The sequence below is a fragment of the Citrobacter sp. L55 genome (assembly GCF_002850715.1).
In the GTDB taxonomy this organism is placed as follows: domain Bacteria; phylum Pseudomonadota; class Gammaproteobacteria; order Enterobacterales; family Enterobacteriaceae; genus Citrobacter; species Citrobacter braakii.
The window spans coordinates 257,108-272,787 of the sequence record NZ_KZ559400.1 but is presented as its reverse complement, the minus strand read 5'-3'; the positions used below and the strand labels follow the sequence as shown (position 1 = coordinate 272,787).

The window sequence follows — 15,680 nt, the reverse complement described above, 5'->3', positions numbered from 1 at the left end:
GCCCTTTTTTTTAATTCATTCGCTCCACTATCATCGCAATGCCCTGACCGCCGCCAATGCACAGCGTGGCCAGTCCAAGCGTTTGATCCCGTGCCTGTAGCGCATGCAGCAGCGTCACCAGTATTCGCGCCCCACTGGCGCCAATAGGGTGTCCCAGCGCAATTGCCCCACCGTTGACGTTAACCTTTTGCGGATCAAATCCCAGCGTTTTACCGACGGCAAGAAACTGAGCAGCAAATGCCTCGTTGGCTTCGATCAGATCGATATCAGAAAGCTGTAAGCCGCTCAGTTGCAGTGCCTTCAGCGTGGCGGGAACCGGCCCCATCCCCATCATAGCCGGTGCTACGCCGCCACTGGCCCAGGCTTTGATCCGCGCCAATGGCTTCAGCCCAGCCTCCAGTGCTGCGGACTCTTCCATTACCACTAATGCCGCTGCACCGTCGTTGATCCCCGAGGCGTTACCTGCGGTGACGGTTCCTGCTTTATCGAATGCTGGACGCAATGCGGCGAGGCCTTCGGTCGTCGAGTCAGCTTTGGGGAATTCGTCACGCTCAACGATGATGGTTTTCTTCCGTGATGACACGCTGACGGGCACGATTTCAGCCTCAAATGCGCCAGACTCGATTGCGGCAACGGCTTTACGCTGTGATTGCAGAGCCAGTTCATCCTGCATTTCGCGGCTGATGCCATACTCTTTGGCAACATTTTCTGCAGTGATCCCCATGTGGTAACCATGCTCGGCGCAGATCAGGCCATCGCGCAGAATCACGTCGGACAATTGCCCGTCACCGAGGCGATAGCCCCAGCGGGCTTTTGCATCTAACAGGTAGGGGGCAAGGCTCATGTTTTCCATCCCTCCCGCGACGATCGCCTGGGCTTGTCCGGCCTTGATAGCGAGGGCGGCAAGCGCCACGCTTTTCAGGCCAGAGCCGCACACTTTGTTGACTGTAAAGCCGCAAACGGTGTCGGACAGGCCGCTTTTTAATAATGCCTGACGCGCTGGGTTTTGCCCGAGTCCTGACTGCAGCACGTTGCCCATAATCACCTCGTCCACGCGCTGTGGGTCAAGGTGCGCGCGTTCAAGAGCGGCTCTAATAACGATTGATCCAAGCTCGACGGCACCCGTAGTTGCCAGTGCGCCGTTAAAACTGCCGATTGCGGTACGTGCCGCGCTGACGATGACACAGTTTTTCATTTTTCAGTTCCTTTAATTAAGTTGTTGCCGTCAGAACAAGGTCAATCCAATAACAAAAATGACGCCGGAGAAGAGCAGGGCGGTGATGCAGTACCCCATAATGTCGCGTACTCCGAGACCGGCGATGGCCAGCGCGGGTAGCGCCCAGAACGGTTGTGCCATGTTCATCCACTGCTCACCGTAGGCGATAGCCATCACCGACTTGCCGAGGTCCGCCCCCAGCGCCTGAGCGGCAGGCATGACGAACGGTCCCTGAATAACCCAATGGCCACCGCCGGATGGCACGGCAAAGTTAATCAGGGCTGAACTGAAGAAAGTCATCAGTGGGAAGGTATCTTTGTTGGCAACGTTGATGAAAAATTCAGTAATGAGCCCACCGAGGCCGGAGTGCTCCATCATCAACTGAATGCCGGCATAGAAGGGGAATTGCACCAGAATCCCGGCGGTGCTGCGTGCGGCAGCACTGACGGCACGCATATAGGCCATCGGCGTTTTGTGCAGCAGCAGACCGGCAATCATAAACATCAGGTTGACGGTGTTGATGGTGATGTTGAAACCTTTCTCGGCAAAGTAGATACCCAGATAGGCAATCCCTAATGCACCGATGATCAGCGCCAGAATGCGGCTCTCTTCCAGTTTTTCAGATGGCGGCGCATCTGGCGGCAGTTTCTTTTGAAAATCAGCTTCTTCCAGTAACAGTTTCGGATCGATGCTCACCACATCTGAAGGTTTTGGCGTCATCATCCGGGTGATAAACGGCATCACCACAATCAGGCCGAGCGTGATGAAAATATTGAAGCCGGTGAACAGGGTATCCGCGACAGGAATGAGGCCCGCTACGTGCTCGACCGGGTTGCCAGGCGTTGCCGCCAGCAAAGGCATTGAGCCGGAGAAGCCGCCGCCCCAGGTCAGGAACCCGATGTAGGCGCAGGCAATCAGTAACGGATAATCGGAACCCGGTACCCGACGAGCAACTTCGCGGGCGAACATCGCCCCGACCACCAGACCAAATCCCCAGTTAATAACGCAGGCAACTGAACCAAAAAAAGTCACCAGCATGACGCCCTGAGCGGGGGTTTTGGCGGCGGATGCCGCCGTACGCAGCAGGCTTTTCACCGGCCCGGAACTGGCTAACGCATGGCCGGTTACGATGATCAGCGCCATCTGCATACCAAACGCCAGCAGGTTCCAGAAACCGTCACCCCAGAATTTCACCATGCTGATGGGGGTCTGCGGCGTTAACCACAGCGCGATGCCAAAGGTCAGCAACGTTAATAACATGGCGAAAATCAGTGGGTCGGGCAGCCAGCGGCTGACTACCCGTGTCATAAAGCGAGCGATGCGGCCAATCATGCGTCACCTCGCAGGATGCGCAGATCGTCGGCAATTTTAAACTGTGCTTCGGTTTTTTCACATAGCGTGGCGATGTCGCATCCTTCGATGATTTCAGTCAGCCACATCTTGCCATCTATAAAGCGGAATACAGCCAGCTCGGTGACCAGCATATGCACAGCATGCTGTGCAGTGAGCGGCATGGTGCATTGACGCAGGATTTTTGCGGAGCCGTCTTTTGCGCAATGCTCCATGGCGATAATGACTTTACGCGCACCGGTCACCAGATCCATTGCGCCACCCATGCCGGGCACCATCTTGCCGGGAACCACCCAGTTGGCGAGGTTTGCCTGCTCATCGACCTGCAACCCGCCAAGCACACAGGCATCAACATGACCGCCGCGAATCAACGCGAACGACATGGCGCTATCAAACATCGCCGCGCCCGGCAAAATACCGCACGGTTGGCCGCCCGCGTTCACCAGGTCAGGATGGGCGGTGGTGACTGGGCCCAGTCCCAGAAAACCGTTCTCAGATTGCAGCGTAATGTGAATATCAGCAGGTAAATAGTTAGCTACCATCGTTGGCAGGCCGATACCTAAGTTGACGATATCGCCATCGCGAAGTTCTTGCGCCACCCAGCGCGCAATACGTTGTTTAGCATCCATGATTAGCTCTCCTGTGGAATGACGATATGGTCGATAACGGCGGCGGGGGTCACAATCTGGTCAGGCTGCAGCTCCCCTGTTTCAACCATTTCGTCCGGTTCGACCAGCGTGATATCAGCGGCGAGGGCAATCAGAGGGTTAAAGTTACGGGCGCTGAGCTGGTAGGTGAGGTTGCCAAGCATGTCAGAGCGGTGGGCGCGAATAAGCGCTAAATCGGCGCGTAATGGGCGTTCAAGCAGCCAGGTTTTACCCTCAAGCGTCATGGTTTGCTTGCCTTCTTCCACGATGGTGCCAACGCCAGTGGGGGTCAGAAAGCCGCCAAGACCCGCGCCGCCGCAACGAATCTGCTCGATCAGGGTACCTTGCGGAACCAGCTGTACATCCATCTCGCCGGCAATCATGCGACGACCGGTTTCCGGGTTTGTACCAATGTGCGAGGCAATCACTTTGCTCACCCGCCCATTGACGATCAGGGGGCCGATACCGGTATCGACAAAGGCGGTATCGTTAGCAATCAGCGTCAGATCTCTGACGCCGGACTCCAGCAGGGCTTCAACCAGACGAGGTGGTGTGCCAACGCCCATAAAACCACCGACCATGATGGTCATGCCGTCACGAAAGAAGCCCGCAGCGTCTTGTAAGGTAATCAGTTTTGTTTTCATTATGTTTCCCTTTTTGCATACTCCATTTTGGGTACGCTCAGGGAATTGCAAGCAGGGTGCCAGAATGACTAAAGAAACGTATTAATGTTTAGTTGATTGAATTTATTGGTTTATTTTTGTGGTCTTGGTGAAAGGAGACCACGAGGGGTTATGCAGAATTTTGCGCAGTGTGCAAAATTCTGCATAGCAAACTTGCGTATCAGGAACCCGATGGGTCGATGCCGTACTCTTGTAATTTATACATTAAAGCGCGACGGCTAATTCCCAGCATCAGCGCCGTGCGGGTGCGATTGCCGTCCTGATTGTCGAGGACTTCGAGGATAATTCGTTTTTCCTCACGTTTAATCTCTTCTTTCAGATTGCGTTCCCCGGAGTAAGTCGGTTTTGTTTCTGTTGTGGCGCTAACCGGGTTGCGCAACGGGTCGGGGAGATCGTCGGCAAAGATCACCGCACCGGTATTCATAACGACTGCACGTTCGATGACGTTTGACAGTTCGCGAATGTTACCGGGCCAGGGCCAGGCGGTGAGGATCGACATCGCCGTCGGGTCGATCTCGATAATATCCCGCTGATTTTCAGAGCTGAATTTTTGTAAAAAGTGGTTTGCTAATAAGGCAATATCTTCACGACGCTCGCGTAATGGCGGCAAAGTCAGATGGATAACGTTGAGACGGTAAAACAGGTCTTCGCGAAACGTTCCTTCCTTCACCATCGTTTGCAGACAGCGGTTGGTGGCGGCGACGATTCGAATGTCAACGCGAATGGTCTGGTGCCCGCCGATGCGTTCAAACTCCCTCTCCTGCAAAATGCGCAGCAGCTTGGCCTGCAGCACCAGCGGCATCTCGCCAATTTCATCAAGCAATAAAGTTCCCTGATGAGCGCGTTCGAACAATCCCTGGCGTAATGTCTGTGCCCCGGTAAACGCGCCTTTTTCGTGACCAAATAGCTCGCTTTCCAACAACGACTCCGGCAGGGCCGCGCAGTTAATTTTGATAAAAGGGCCATTGGCGCGTTTGCTGTTGTAGTGAATGGCGCGGGCGATCAGCTCTTTTCCTGTGCCGCTTTCACCGCTAATCAACACGTTTGCCTGGGAGAGGGCGATTTTCGCCGTGTCTTTACAGATATCCATCATACGCGGGCTGGTGGTCAAAATATGTCCCCACTGCCAGCTGGTGGTCAACGCTTTATGCAGATTGCGGATTTCCTGTTTCATCTCCTGCAGTTGCAATGCGCGTTGAATCACCATGCTTAGCTCGTCGAGATCAAAGGGCTTAATCACGTAGTCGAATGCGCCGCTACGTAAAGCTTCTACTGCGGTTTCTACTTCAGCGTAAGCGGTCATCAGAATGACGGGGATCCGTGGTTGCTGCGTGCGCATAACTTTCAGCGCGTCGATACCGTCCATCTCCGGCATGCGAATGTCCATCAGCACCACGTCTGGCTGCGTTTCGCTAAACAGGCTCAGCGCGGCTTTCCCGTCGCTGGCGCAATGTGTCTCATGCCCTTGCAGGGAAAATGCGGTGGCAAGCATACGGCGAACATTTTCTTCATCATCAACGATGAGAATACGATAGGTCGTTTTCATTCTGACGGATTTCCCTGCGGGTTAAGAGGTAAAATCAGAGTGAATATCGCCCCGCAGCCAGGCTGGCTGGTTACGTGGATATCCCCCTGATGCGCGTTGATGATGCGCTGGCTCAGCGCCAGTCCAAGACCGGTGCCTGATGCTTTTGTCGTAAAAAAGGGATCGAATATTTTCTTCTGTATGGCGAGATCGATACCGTTGCCATTATCTTCAATCATCACGGCCTGTTGCGAGGCCGAGTATTGCCAGGTACGGATGCGAATTTCGCCTCGCGCAGCGATCGCCTGTACCGCATTGATTAAAATATTGAGGATCACCTGTTTGAGGAGTTCGCGATCGGCGACGATCGGCGGCAGGCTGGGATCTAATTCCGTTGTAAAGGCGATCCGTGCCTGCAGGCCAGCGGTTTGCACCAGGATTAGCGTCTCTTCAATGAGCGCATTGAGCCGAATCTGTTGCCACTGGCTTTGTCGTGGGCGAGAGAAATCTAACAGTTGCTGAATAACTTTATTGATGGAATCAATTTCATTCAGCACAACAGATAAATATTCCTGATGTTCCGGCAGCGAGGTTTGCTGGCGGATGATCTGGACGTAGCCACGAATTGCGGTCAGCGGGTTTCGTACTTCATGCGCGACGCCGGCCATCAGCTCACCCAGGGTGGCAAGCCTTTCGGTTTGCGCCAGTCGACGCTGGGTCTCTTTACGGGCGGTTAAATCGGAGAAAATAACCAGCGCGCCAATCAGCTCGCCGTGTGCGTTATGGATCCGACTGGTGGTTACACTGATCTCAATGGTGCGTTCTCGTCCTGGAAAGCTAATCTCCTGGGCCACATGTTCAGTACCGTGCTCAAGGGTGTCCAGTACCGGGCTATAAAACTGCGTATTGGCAAAGAGCGTCGCATAGGGCTGTCCGACCAGCTCATGCAGCGTGTAGCCTGTTATCTGTTCTGCCGCCGGGTTCATGGTGGTAACGTCGCCTTGCCTGTCGATGGCGATCACGCCATCTGCGGCATTTTCAATGATCAGATCGTTAAGGGTTTTGGTTTCCCGTAGCGTTTGTGCCAGCGCATTGACGCTACGGCTGATTTGTCCCAACTCACCGGGGAGTTCAGGCAGTCGGGTAGGGGTTTTTTGTGCCAGCGTGGAAAGCCCATCGGTGATGATGTCGATATTCGCACTGAGTCGACGTGAGAAGTGCACGATGAGCAGCAGGCTACAGATGAGCCCGGCAACCAGTACGGCAATAATCCTGACATCCATTCTCCAGGCCTGCTGGCGGATATCTTCGGTGAGCTCATTGGCCCAGATATACCCAATAACCTCTCCCTGGCGCGCTATTGGGATCATCGAGTTGAGTATGTCGCCGCGAACCTGTCGCCCGGAATAGACCACAGGCGCGTTGCTACTCATCACTTCGCGTCCGGGATGATCCTCGGTAATGGTGATACCTACGTTGCCTTGGTAAAGCGCGGAGGGGGCGTAGGTGATAATGGCATCCAGCGCTTTGTGATAATACCCGGCGCCAATGCCGGGAAACGCTTGCGTAATGCGCTCGGTGATGGGGGCCAACTCTTGATTAAGCGCGCGAATGCGTGCTTCACGCGGCAAATTTGGGTAGTGACTAAAGCGGTCGCCCAGCGCATCGTTTAGCAGGGTTATCACCGATGACAGTTTTTTCTCTTTTTCAGATAAGACTGCTGAACGGCCTTCAGTTTCTACGATATAACCTATAGATATCGTCGGAATGATGACCATCAGGATGGCCATCATGATCATTTGGTTGCGTAATCGTCGTGGGTATAACCGACGAGCCAGCCATCTCAGGTCGCGCATTCTGACATCCGTGCAGTGTTTTTCAGGCAAACGACGATTATCACGGGTTAAGACAATGGTTTCAGAGCGGTGTATCATATTCCCGTAAAGAGAGGGCATTGCGACGCCGGACATTTACCGCTACCTTAACCACACTCTATTAATGCCCTGAGGCGGAGCTTCGCCCCTTTGAAATACCTTGCTTCCGTTCATTCAACGCTAAAAGTCTCACGCTATCTGTTCAGGGCGTTGGCGCTCCTGATCTGGGGGCTAATCGCATTTGCCTCCGTTTTCTACATCGTGAATGCGCTGCACCAGAGAGAGTCCGAGATTCACCAGGAGCTTAACCTCAGTTCCGATCAGGCCCAACGTTACATTCAGCGCACCTCTGATGTGATTAAAGAGCTGAAATATATCGCGGAGAATCGCTTAACGGCGGAAAACGGCGTGATGTCGTTGCGCGCGCGAGATGATAAAACTGCCGTGCCAAACTTCGAGCCGCTGTTTGCCGACTCCGACTGCTCGGTGATGGGCAACGCCTGGCGAGGTTCTCTGGAATCGCTGGCGTGGTTTATGCGCTACTGGCGGGATAACTTTTCCGCGGCCTATGATTTGAATCGTGTGTTCCTGATCGGCAGCGACAACCTTTGCATGGCCAATTTCGGTCTGCGTGATATGCCTGTCGAACGTGACGGGGCGTTGAAGGCGCTGCATGAGCGCATTATTAAGTATCGCAATGCACCGCAGGACGAAAACGGTAATAACCTGTTCTGGATTAGCCAGGGGCCGCGGCCGGGGATAGGCTATTTCTATGCGCTGACGCCGGTTTATCTCGCTAATCGCCTGCAGGCGCTGTTGGGTGTGGAACAGCCTATCCGCATGGAGAACTTTTTCACGCCGGGCAGTTTGCCGATGGGAGTGACCATCCTTGATGAAAATGGTCATGCGCTGATTTCGCTCACCGGCCCCGAGGGGAATATTAAGGCTGAACCTCGCTGGATGCAGGAGCGCTCCTGGTTTGGCTATACGTCGGGTTTTCACGAACTGGTGCTGAAGAAAAACCTGCCCCCGTCATCGCTAAGCATTGTTTATTCAGTACCGGTCGACCTGGTGCTGGAGCGGATCCGCATGATGATCCTGAACGCTATTCTGCTGAATGTGCTGGTTGGCGCGGCGTTATTTATGCTCACGCGCATGTATGAGCGGCGCATTTTTATTCCTGCGGAAAGCGATGCCCAGCGTCTGGAAGAGCACGAGCAGTTTAACCGTAAAATCGTGGCTTCTGCGCCGGTTGGGATTTGTATTCTGCGTACGATAGATGGCATTAACATCCTGAGTAATGAGCTGGCGCACACCTATCTCAACATGCTGACGCATGAAGACCGGCAACGGTTAACGCAAATTATCTGCGGCCAGCAGGTCAATTTTGTTGATGTGCTGACCAGCAACAATACCAATCTGCAAATCAGCTTTGTGCACTCGCGCTATCGTAATGAAAACGTGGCAATTTGCGTGCTGGTTGACATCAGCGCGCGCGTTAAAATGGAAGAGTCGTTGCAGGAGATGGCGCAGGCGGCGGAGCAGGCGAGCCAGTCCAAATCGATGTTCCTTGCGACGGTAAGCCACGAGCTGCGTACACCGCTGTATGGCATTATCGGTAACCTTGATTTGTTGCAAACCAAAGAGTTACCCAACGGAGTGGATCGCCTGGTGACGGCGATGAACAACTCTTCCAGCCTGCTGTTGAAGATTATCAGCGATATTCTCGATTTCTCGAAAATTGAATCTGAACAGCTGAAGATTGAACCGCGCGAGTTTTCACCGCGTGAAGTAATGAATCATATTACGGCTAACTATCTGCCGCTGGTGGTTCGCAAACAGCTGGGGTTGTACTGCTTTATCGACCCGAATGTACCGGTGGCGCTCAATGGTGATCCGATGCGTTTGCAGCAGGTGATTTCCAATCTGCTGAGTAATGCTATCAAGTTTACCGATACCGGCTGCATTGTGCTGCACGTGCAGTGTAACGAAGACTATCTCAGTATTCGCGTGCGTGATACCGGGGTTGGGATCCCAGCCAAAGAGGTCGTCCGCTTGTTTGATCCTTTCTTCCAGGTGGGAACCGGCGTACAGCGTAATTTCCAGGGAACCGGGCTTGGTTTGGCTATCTGTGAAAAACTGATCAGCATGATGGATGGGGATATTTCCGTCGATTCTGAACCGGGAATGGGTAGCCAGTTTATGCTGCGTATTCCGCTTTATGGCGCGCAGTACCCGCTGAAAAAAGGTATCGAAGGGCTTGTCGGTAAACGTTGCTGGCTGGCGGTGCGTAACGCGTCGCTGTACCAGTTTATTGAATCCAGTCTGGCGCGTAACGGGATGACGGTGCAGTGCTATGAGGGACAGCAACCGGATGCGGATGACCTGCTGATTGCCGACGATGTGCTGGACCAGGCGTGGCAGGGACGCGCCGCGGTTATTTTCTGCCGTCGTCATATCGGTATTCCGCTGGAAAGGGGGCCTGGGGAATGGGTGCACAGCGTGGCATCGCCTCACGAATTGCCCGCGCTGTTGGCGCATATCTACAGCCTTGAGCTGAGCAGTGAAGAGCTTTCAACGGCGTTGCCAGCCCCGGACAAAGTTGCTGCAACTAACGATGACATGATGATTCTGGTGGTCGACGATCATCCTATCAACAGGCGTTTACTGGCCGATCAGTTGGGATCGTTGGGATATCAGTGTAAAACCGCGAATGACGGCGTGGACGCACTCAATGTACTGAGTAAAAACCATATCGACATCGTGCTGAGCGACGTTAACATGCCGAATATGGATGGTTATCGTCTGACCCAGCGTATTCGCCAGTTAGGATTAACCCTGCCGGTTGTCGGCGTGACGGCCAACGCGCTGGCTGAAGAGAAGCAGCGTTGTCTGGAGTCAGGTATGGATAGCTGTCTGTCTAAGCCGGTGACGTTAGATGTATTGAAGCAAACGCTGACGGTCTATGCGGAAAGAGTGAGAAAGGCGCGGGAATAAAAGAGGCCGGATGGGGCGTTTGCCTTATCCGGCCTACGTAACACGCACAACATCGTGTCATTCGTAGGCCTGATAAACGCCGTGCCATCAGGCACGTCGATGTTAAAAGAATTACTCTTTGTCTGACGGACTCAGCGTGACGGAAGAAAGGTAATTCAACAGGGCGATATCGTTTTCCACACCGAGTTTCATCATTGCCGACTTTTTCTGGCTGCTGATGGTTTTTATACTGCGGTTGAGTTTTTTCGCGATTTCAGTAACCAGGAAACCTTCGGCAAACAGGCGCAGAACTTCGCTCTCTTTCGGTGACAGACGTTTGTCGCCGTAACCGCTGGCGCTGATTTTTTCCAGCAGACGAGAAACGCTTTCCGGGGTGAATTTCTTACCCTTCTGCAGCGCGGCAAGCGCTTTCGGCAGATCTGTGGCGCGCCTTGCTTCAGGACAATTCCTTCAATATCGAGATCCAGTACCGCGCTCAGGATTGCCGGGTTGTTGTTCATGGTGAGAACAATAATCGACAGGCTCGGGAAATGGCGCTTGATATACTTAATTAACGTGATCCCGTCACCGTATTTATCTCCCGGCATGGAGAGGTCGGTAATCAACACATGAGCATCTAACTTAGGCAAATTGTTGATCAGTGCAGTGGAGTCTTCAAATTCGCCGACAACGTTTACCCACTCGATTTGCTCAAGTGATTTACGAATACCGAACAGTACAATCGGGTGGTCATCGGCAATAATTACGTTCATAGTGTTCATGTATTGGGCTACCTTGCTACAGCAAGCTCTTGACGTAATCGTCAATGTCGCTGATGTATTTTTCTATACCTGGAGCATCTTTCTCTTGAATAAGATGTTCCAGCGCTTCACATAACTGCTTGCCGGGTACCAGATTAAGCATGGCAAACACGCCTTTCAGGCGATGGGCCGTTTGGGCTAACGCAGCGAAATCGCTGGTTGCTGCCTCAGTATACAACCTCTTAACATCATCCGGTACTGTGTCTACAAAGAGTGCATAGTAACCACTGGCATGAAGTTCGGCGTTTTCATCTCCGCCGAGGGGGAGTTCCTGGATCTCTTCTTGTGCCAGCTGCTCTTCTATCAGCTCGAGGACAGCTTCCTGCATAGCATTGCTCATATTAAAGTTGACGCGCAGCTGACCAGGGCCAATTTTCCGCACGCCAGACTCATCATCGCTTAAAAGAAGGCCTGAGGCAGTAAGATTAGACGGATTATCTGTTAAAAAGAGATCATATTCTTGACTATTCAACCGCTCATCAGGCGTGATGCAGGTTGCTCCCCAGTTCTCCAGTTGGCGTAATACGATGCTGCGTACGTCATTAGAGGTGACATCAACCATTATGCAGACGTCATCTAACAAACGCTCTTCACTTTCAGCATGTTGATCGTGCAGCGGCATTTTAACATGGACTATATAACGTGTTCCAAGTTCTTCCCGCGCTTTAATGTTCAGGTGTCCACCTAGCTTGCGGGCGAGCTGATCGCATAACCAGAAGGTCAGCGGGTTGGCCTTGCTATACCGATCGCCCTGGGTGTCATTGATGAACGGGAAGTGCAGGTTATCAACTTCATTCAACGTGACACCTTGCCCGGTATCCAGAATGCGGAAGGTCAGGCGTTCAGTCTCCGATTCATCCTGGTCGACTTCCAGCGTGATTTTGCCAATTTGCGTGGTGGTTACCGCATATTGGATCAGCAACAGCAAAATACGGCGCAGGGCATCGCGGTCGCCGCGGCGTTCATCATGGGCGCTAAGGTGATTTTTAATCAGTAGCTGCAGCCCTTTACGTTTAATGGCTGGCAGAACCTCCGGAACCACGTCATCAATTAACGACTGCACGGAAAACAGCGTCGATTCACTTTTCCAGGCGTCGCTTTCCAGCAGGTTGGCCAACTGGATTTCATCTACCATACGCACCAGAACGTCTGCCTGATTGGCCAGTTTCTGGCTGTCCGGGCTATTCAGTGCGGCAGCATTAGCGGCAAGTGTTTTCGCCGGGTCTTTCAGTGCGCTGCCGATATTCTGCATAAAGGCCGCCCGGGCCTGCTGGTTTTTCTCATACAGTCGCTGCGCTTGCTTCAGCTTCTTATTAACCAGCACTTCGCGGTCCTGGTCACGAATAATAAAGATCTGCGTTCTCGATGAGATCTGGCTGCGGAACAGCCGGATCTCATACAGCTCATTATTGATGGTGGCCTGAATCACCCCCTGATGCTGCTCCGCCATACTGGTAATGTTTTGCAAATTTAAATGTGGTAACAGGTGGTCGGCAATTTTATTGCTGATAACCGTGCGGTTTGCTTCTTGATCGTGCACCAGCAAGCCCAGAGGCAGCAGAGACACAATCTCTTCATTGATGGCGCGCAGAACACGCAGTTCATTATTTGCCGCAAGGTTTGGTGCCACTTCGGTGGAACGTGCAGGGAGGTGGCGAAAGGTGGTATAGCCAAACAGCGCCAGGGCCAACAAAGCAATGTTGAGTAACAGCGGCAGCAGAATGCTTTGCAAGGTGTCGAGCAGCAATGAGCCAAACGGAACCTGCCACACCAGCCGCATATCCGTTGAGTTTAGCGCCGAAGAGATCTCAATTTTACTGTTGTTGAAATTAATGCTGACGCTGTCAGGCGACTCTTTTTCATTCAGATGCTCGGTTGTTGACGTGGCATCTGGAACCAGATGGAAGCTGTCCAGCGGCATGCCGGGTGGGATCAAGTCATTAATCGGCAGGTCAAAGGCGACAACCGTTGCCAGATGTCCAGGCTGATTAAAGGTCGTGCGTAGCGTGAAGTAATGCCCGTTCTGCCACGCCAGACGGCGCAGTGAAGAGAAGCTTTCACGTTCATCCAGCGCATTGGCCTGTTGTAACATTTCCGCGCGCCGTGAATCGACAATATTACCAATCGTCGACTCTTTAAAACCGGAAGTCAGATCTTTTAGCGGCAACGTTGAGATAAGGATCAGGCTATTGTCCTGACCATTCAGGTAATACATAGACCACGGAACATTTTCCGCGCCCCACAGCGTATCAAGATAGGTTGAGATGCGTTGGGTCATCTCCAGCGTAGAACTGTCATGGGAACCGAAAATCAGCGCCTCGGTCTTTCTGCGCGGTTTCTCAAGATAATAGACGTCTTGTTTCAGACGCGTTTCCTGCAGTCCTTCTGCACCAGGTGAACTGGCCGTGGCGGCAATATTGTCATAGATTTGCCAGGTCACGTATCGCCAGGTATCGACCCTTTTATGAATGGCATGGGTGATATCGACAATCTGATAGCTCTTATCCTTTAACCAGGTGTTGACGGCGCTCTGGACCATAACGCCCATCATCACCAACAGCACAACGATCAGTAATAAGAAGAAACGGGTAATACTTCCCGGTAGCAGGGAGAATCGGGTAGAAGCCGTTGTGTCAGACTGACTCATTCGTGTTTATGACCTGTTAAACGACGCGAAAGATGATGGGGCAGTATAAAGGGTAATATATGAATTGCCACACTTACACCACGCCGGATGGCCCGCATTTTTTACGCTCCATTCTGTTGCAGCTATGACAATGCAAAGGTGTACAGTGGATAAAGGCGGGTACAAATATTTGTACGGAATGTATACATTTAGCATTAAATAACAAGAAATTATTAATCAGATTTATATCTGAATACGACGCAATGAGATAGTTAATAGTTGTTATAGTTTTGCATCGGTAGCACAGAACGGTAAGTTTTGTGTAAAGAAGGGTAAAAAAAAACCGAACGCGAAGCATTCGGTTGAAATAGGGGTAAACAGACATTCATGAATGAATGACGGTAATAAATAAAGTTAATGATGATAGCGGGTCTATTTTAGTTGCGAGTGAAGATTTTGTTTTGTCATTCAGTGCTATAACTATTTTCAAGGTAACCTATTGATTTTAAATTTAATTAAAATAGTTCTTGATTATTTGTGCTTATTTTGACTGTTTTTTGATTTTAAAAAAGTTCCCTCGTATTAATATTTTGAAACACCTATGCCGATAAATGAAACACCTTAAAAGTTTTAGTATCATATTCGTGTTGGATTATTCTGTGTTTTTGCGGAGAATGAAGTTGCCGACTGGTTAATGACCTTAATCAGTATGCAGTGGCATAAAAAAGCAATAAAGGCATATAACAGAGGGTTAATAACATGAAAGTTAAAGTACTGTCCCTCCTGGTACCAGCACTGCTGGTAGCAGGCGCAGCAAATGCGGCTGAAATTTATAACAAAGACGGCAACAAATTAGACCTGTACGGTAAAGTAGACGGTCTGCACTATTTCTCTGATGACTCCACTAAAGATGGCGATCAGACCTATATGCGTATCGGCTTCAAAGGCGAAACCCAGGTTAACGACCAACTGACCGGTTACGGCCAGTGGGAATACCAGATTCAGGGTAACTCCTCTGAAAACGAAAACAACTCCTGGACCCGTGTGGCGTTTGCTGGTCTGAAATTCGCTGACGTAGGATCTTTCGACTACGGTCGTAACTATGGCGTAGTTTACGACGTAACGTCCTGGACCGACGTTCTGCCGGAATTCGGCGGCGACACCTACGGTTCTGACAACTTCATGCAGCAGCGTGGTAACGGCTTCGCGACCTATCGTAACACCGACTTCTTCGGTCTGGTTGATGGCCTGAACTTTGCCCTGCAGTACCAGGGTAAAAACGGTAGCCCGGAAGGCGAAGGTATGACTGGTGTGACCGGCAACGGTCGTGATGCGCTGAGTCAGAACGGCGACGGCGTTGGCGGATCTATCACTTATGATATCGGTGAAGGCTTCGCGCTGGGTACTGCAGTCACCAGCTCCAAACGTACTGACGAGCAGAACCGTCTGAACTTCGGTACCGGTGACCGTGCTGAAACCTACACTGGCGGTCTGAAATACGACGCGAATAACGTTTACCTGGCAGCACAGTACACCCAGACCTACAACGCAACGCGTGCGGGCAACCTGGGCTGGGCTAACAAAGCACAGAACTTTGAAGCTGTTGCGCAGTACCAGTTCGACTTCGGTCTGCGTCCGTCCGTGGCTTACCTGCAGTCCAAAGGTAAAGACCTGAACAATGGTTACGGCGACCAGGATATCCTGAAATATGTTGATGTTGGCGCGACCTACTACTTCAACAAAAACATGTCTACCTATGTTGATTACAAAATCAACCTGCTGGATGACAACCAGTTCACCCGTGATGCTCGCATCTCTACCGATGATATCGTAGCGCTGGGTCTGGTTTACCAGTTCTAATCTGCGCTCATGTCGTTAAAAGGCCCTGCGGGGCCTTTTTTAATGCCGTTTTTTCGTCGTACAAACAACGATTTTTGGTGTACTCTTGCGCCCGTTCGCATG

Annotated in this window: 9 protein-coding genes and 1 pseudogene; 2 read left to right on the top strand and 8 right to left on the bottom strand. The window is 51.9% G+C overall.

Going from position 1 to position 15,680, the window contains the following annotated elements:
• Nucleotides 1-10: 10 nt before the first annotated feature.
• From B9P82_RS05760 to atoS, 6 genes are all read right to left on the bottom strand, one after another.
• The gene (locus B9P82_RS05760) at nucleotides 11-1,195 is read right to left on the bottom strand and encodes an acetyl-CoA C-acetyltransferase (protein WP_101700083.1); all 1,185 of its coding nucleotides are present in this window, start codon (nucleotides 1,193-1,195) and stop codon (nucleotides 11-13) included.
• Nucleotides 1,196-1,225: 30 nt separating this feature from the next.
• The gene (locus tag B9P82_RS05755; RefSeq protein WP_016153794.1) at nucleotides 1,226-2,548 is read right to left on the bottom strand and encodes a TIGR00366 family protein; all 1,323 of its coding nucleotides are present in this window, start codon (nucleotides 2,546-2,548) and stop codon (nucleotides 1,226-1,228) included.
• Complete coding sequence (locus tag B9P82_RS05750; RefSeq protein ID WP_101700082.1) at nucleotides 2,545-3,195, bottom strand: 3-oxoacid CoA-transferase subunit B; 651 nt, start codon at nucleotides 3,193-3,195, stop codon at nucleotides 2,545-2,547. Before B9P82_RS05750 ends, B9P82_RS05755 begins: the two co-directional genes overlap by 4 nt.
• Before the next feature lie 2 nt (nucleotides 3,196-3,197).
• Nucleotides 3,198-3,857 (bottom strand): acetate CoA-transferase subunit alpha, encoded by a 660-nt coding sequence (atoD, locus tag B9P82_RS05745; RefSeq protein WP_016153792.1) that lies wholly within the window; start codon nucleotides 3,855-3,857, stop codon nucleotides 3,198-3,200.
• Nucleotides 3,858-4,056: 199 nt separating this feature from the next.
• Nucleotides 4,057-5,442, bottom strand: coding sequence for an acetoacetate metabolism transcriptional regulator AtoC (gene atoC, locus B9P82_RS05740; protein WP_019077262.1), 1,386 nt, complete (start codon nucleotides 5,440-5,442; stop codon nucleotides 4,057-4,059).
• The gene (gene atoS, locus B9P82_RS05735) at nucleotides 5,439-7,277 is read right to left on the bottom strand and encodes a two-component system sensor histidine kinase AtoS (RefSeq protein ID WP_032947136.1); all 1,839 of its coding nucleotides are present in this window, start codon (nucleotides 7,275-7,277) and stop codon (nucleotides 5,439-5,441) included. Before atoS ends, atoC begins: the two co-directional genes overlap by 4 nt.
• Before the next feature lie 168 nt (nucleotides 7,278-7,445).
• On the opposite strand from atoS, the gene rcsC reads away from it, so the two are divergent.
• On the top strand, nucleotides 7,446-10,292 hold the full coding sequence (gene rcsC / locus B9P82_RS05730; RefSeq protein WP_053389233.1) for a two-component system sensor histidine kinase RcsC: 2,847 nt from the start codon (nucleotides 7,446-7,448) through the stop codon (nucleotides 10,290-10,292).
• A gap of 111 nt (nucleotides 10,293-10,403) precedes the next feature.
• Here the strand turns inward: rcsC and rcsB are convergent.
• Nucleotides 10,404-11,053 (bottom strand): annotated as a pseudogene (gene rcsB / locus B9P82_RS05725) (response regulator transcription factor RcsB).
• 16 nt (nucleotides 11,054-11,069) lie between these two features.
• The gene (gene rcsD, locus B9P82_RS05720; protein WP_016157016.1) at nucleotides 11,070-13,739 is read right to left on the bottom strand and encodes a phosphotransferase RcsD; all 2,670 of its coding nucleotides are present in this window, start codon (nucleotides 13,737-13,739) and stop codon (nucleotides 11,070-11,072) included.
• Between the two features lie 738 nt (nucleotides 13,740-14,477).
• Here rcsD and B9P82_RS05715 point away from each other — a divergent pair.
• Nucleotides 14,478-15,578 (top strand): porin OmpC, encoded by a 1,101-nt coding sequence (locus tag B9P82_RS05715; protein WP_016153787.1) that lies wholly within the window; start codon nucleotides 14,478-14,480, stop codon nucleotides 15,576-15,578.
• The last annotated feature ends 102 nt before the right edge of the window (nucleotides 15,579-15,680 follow it).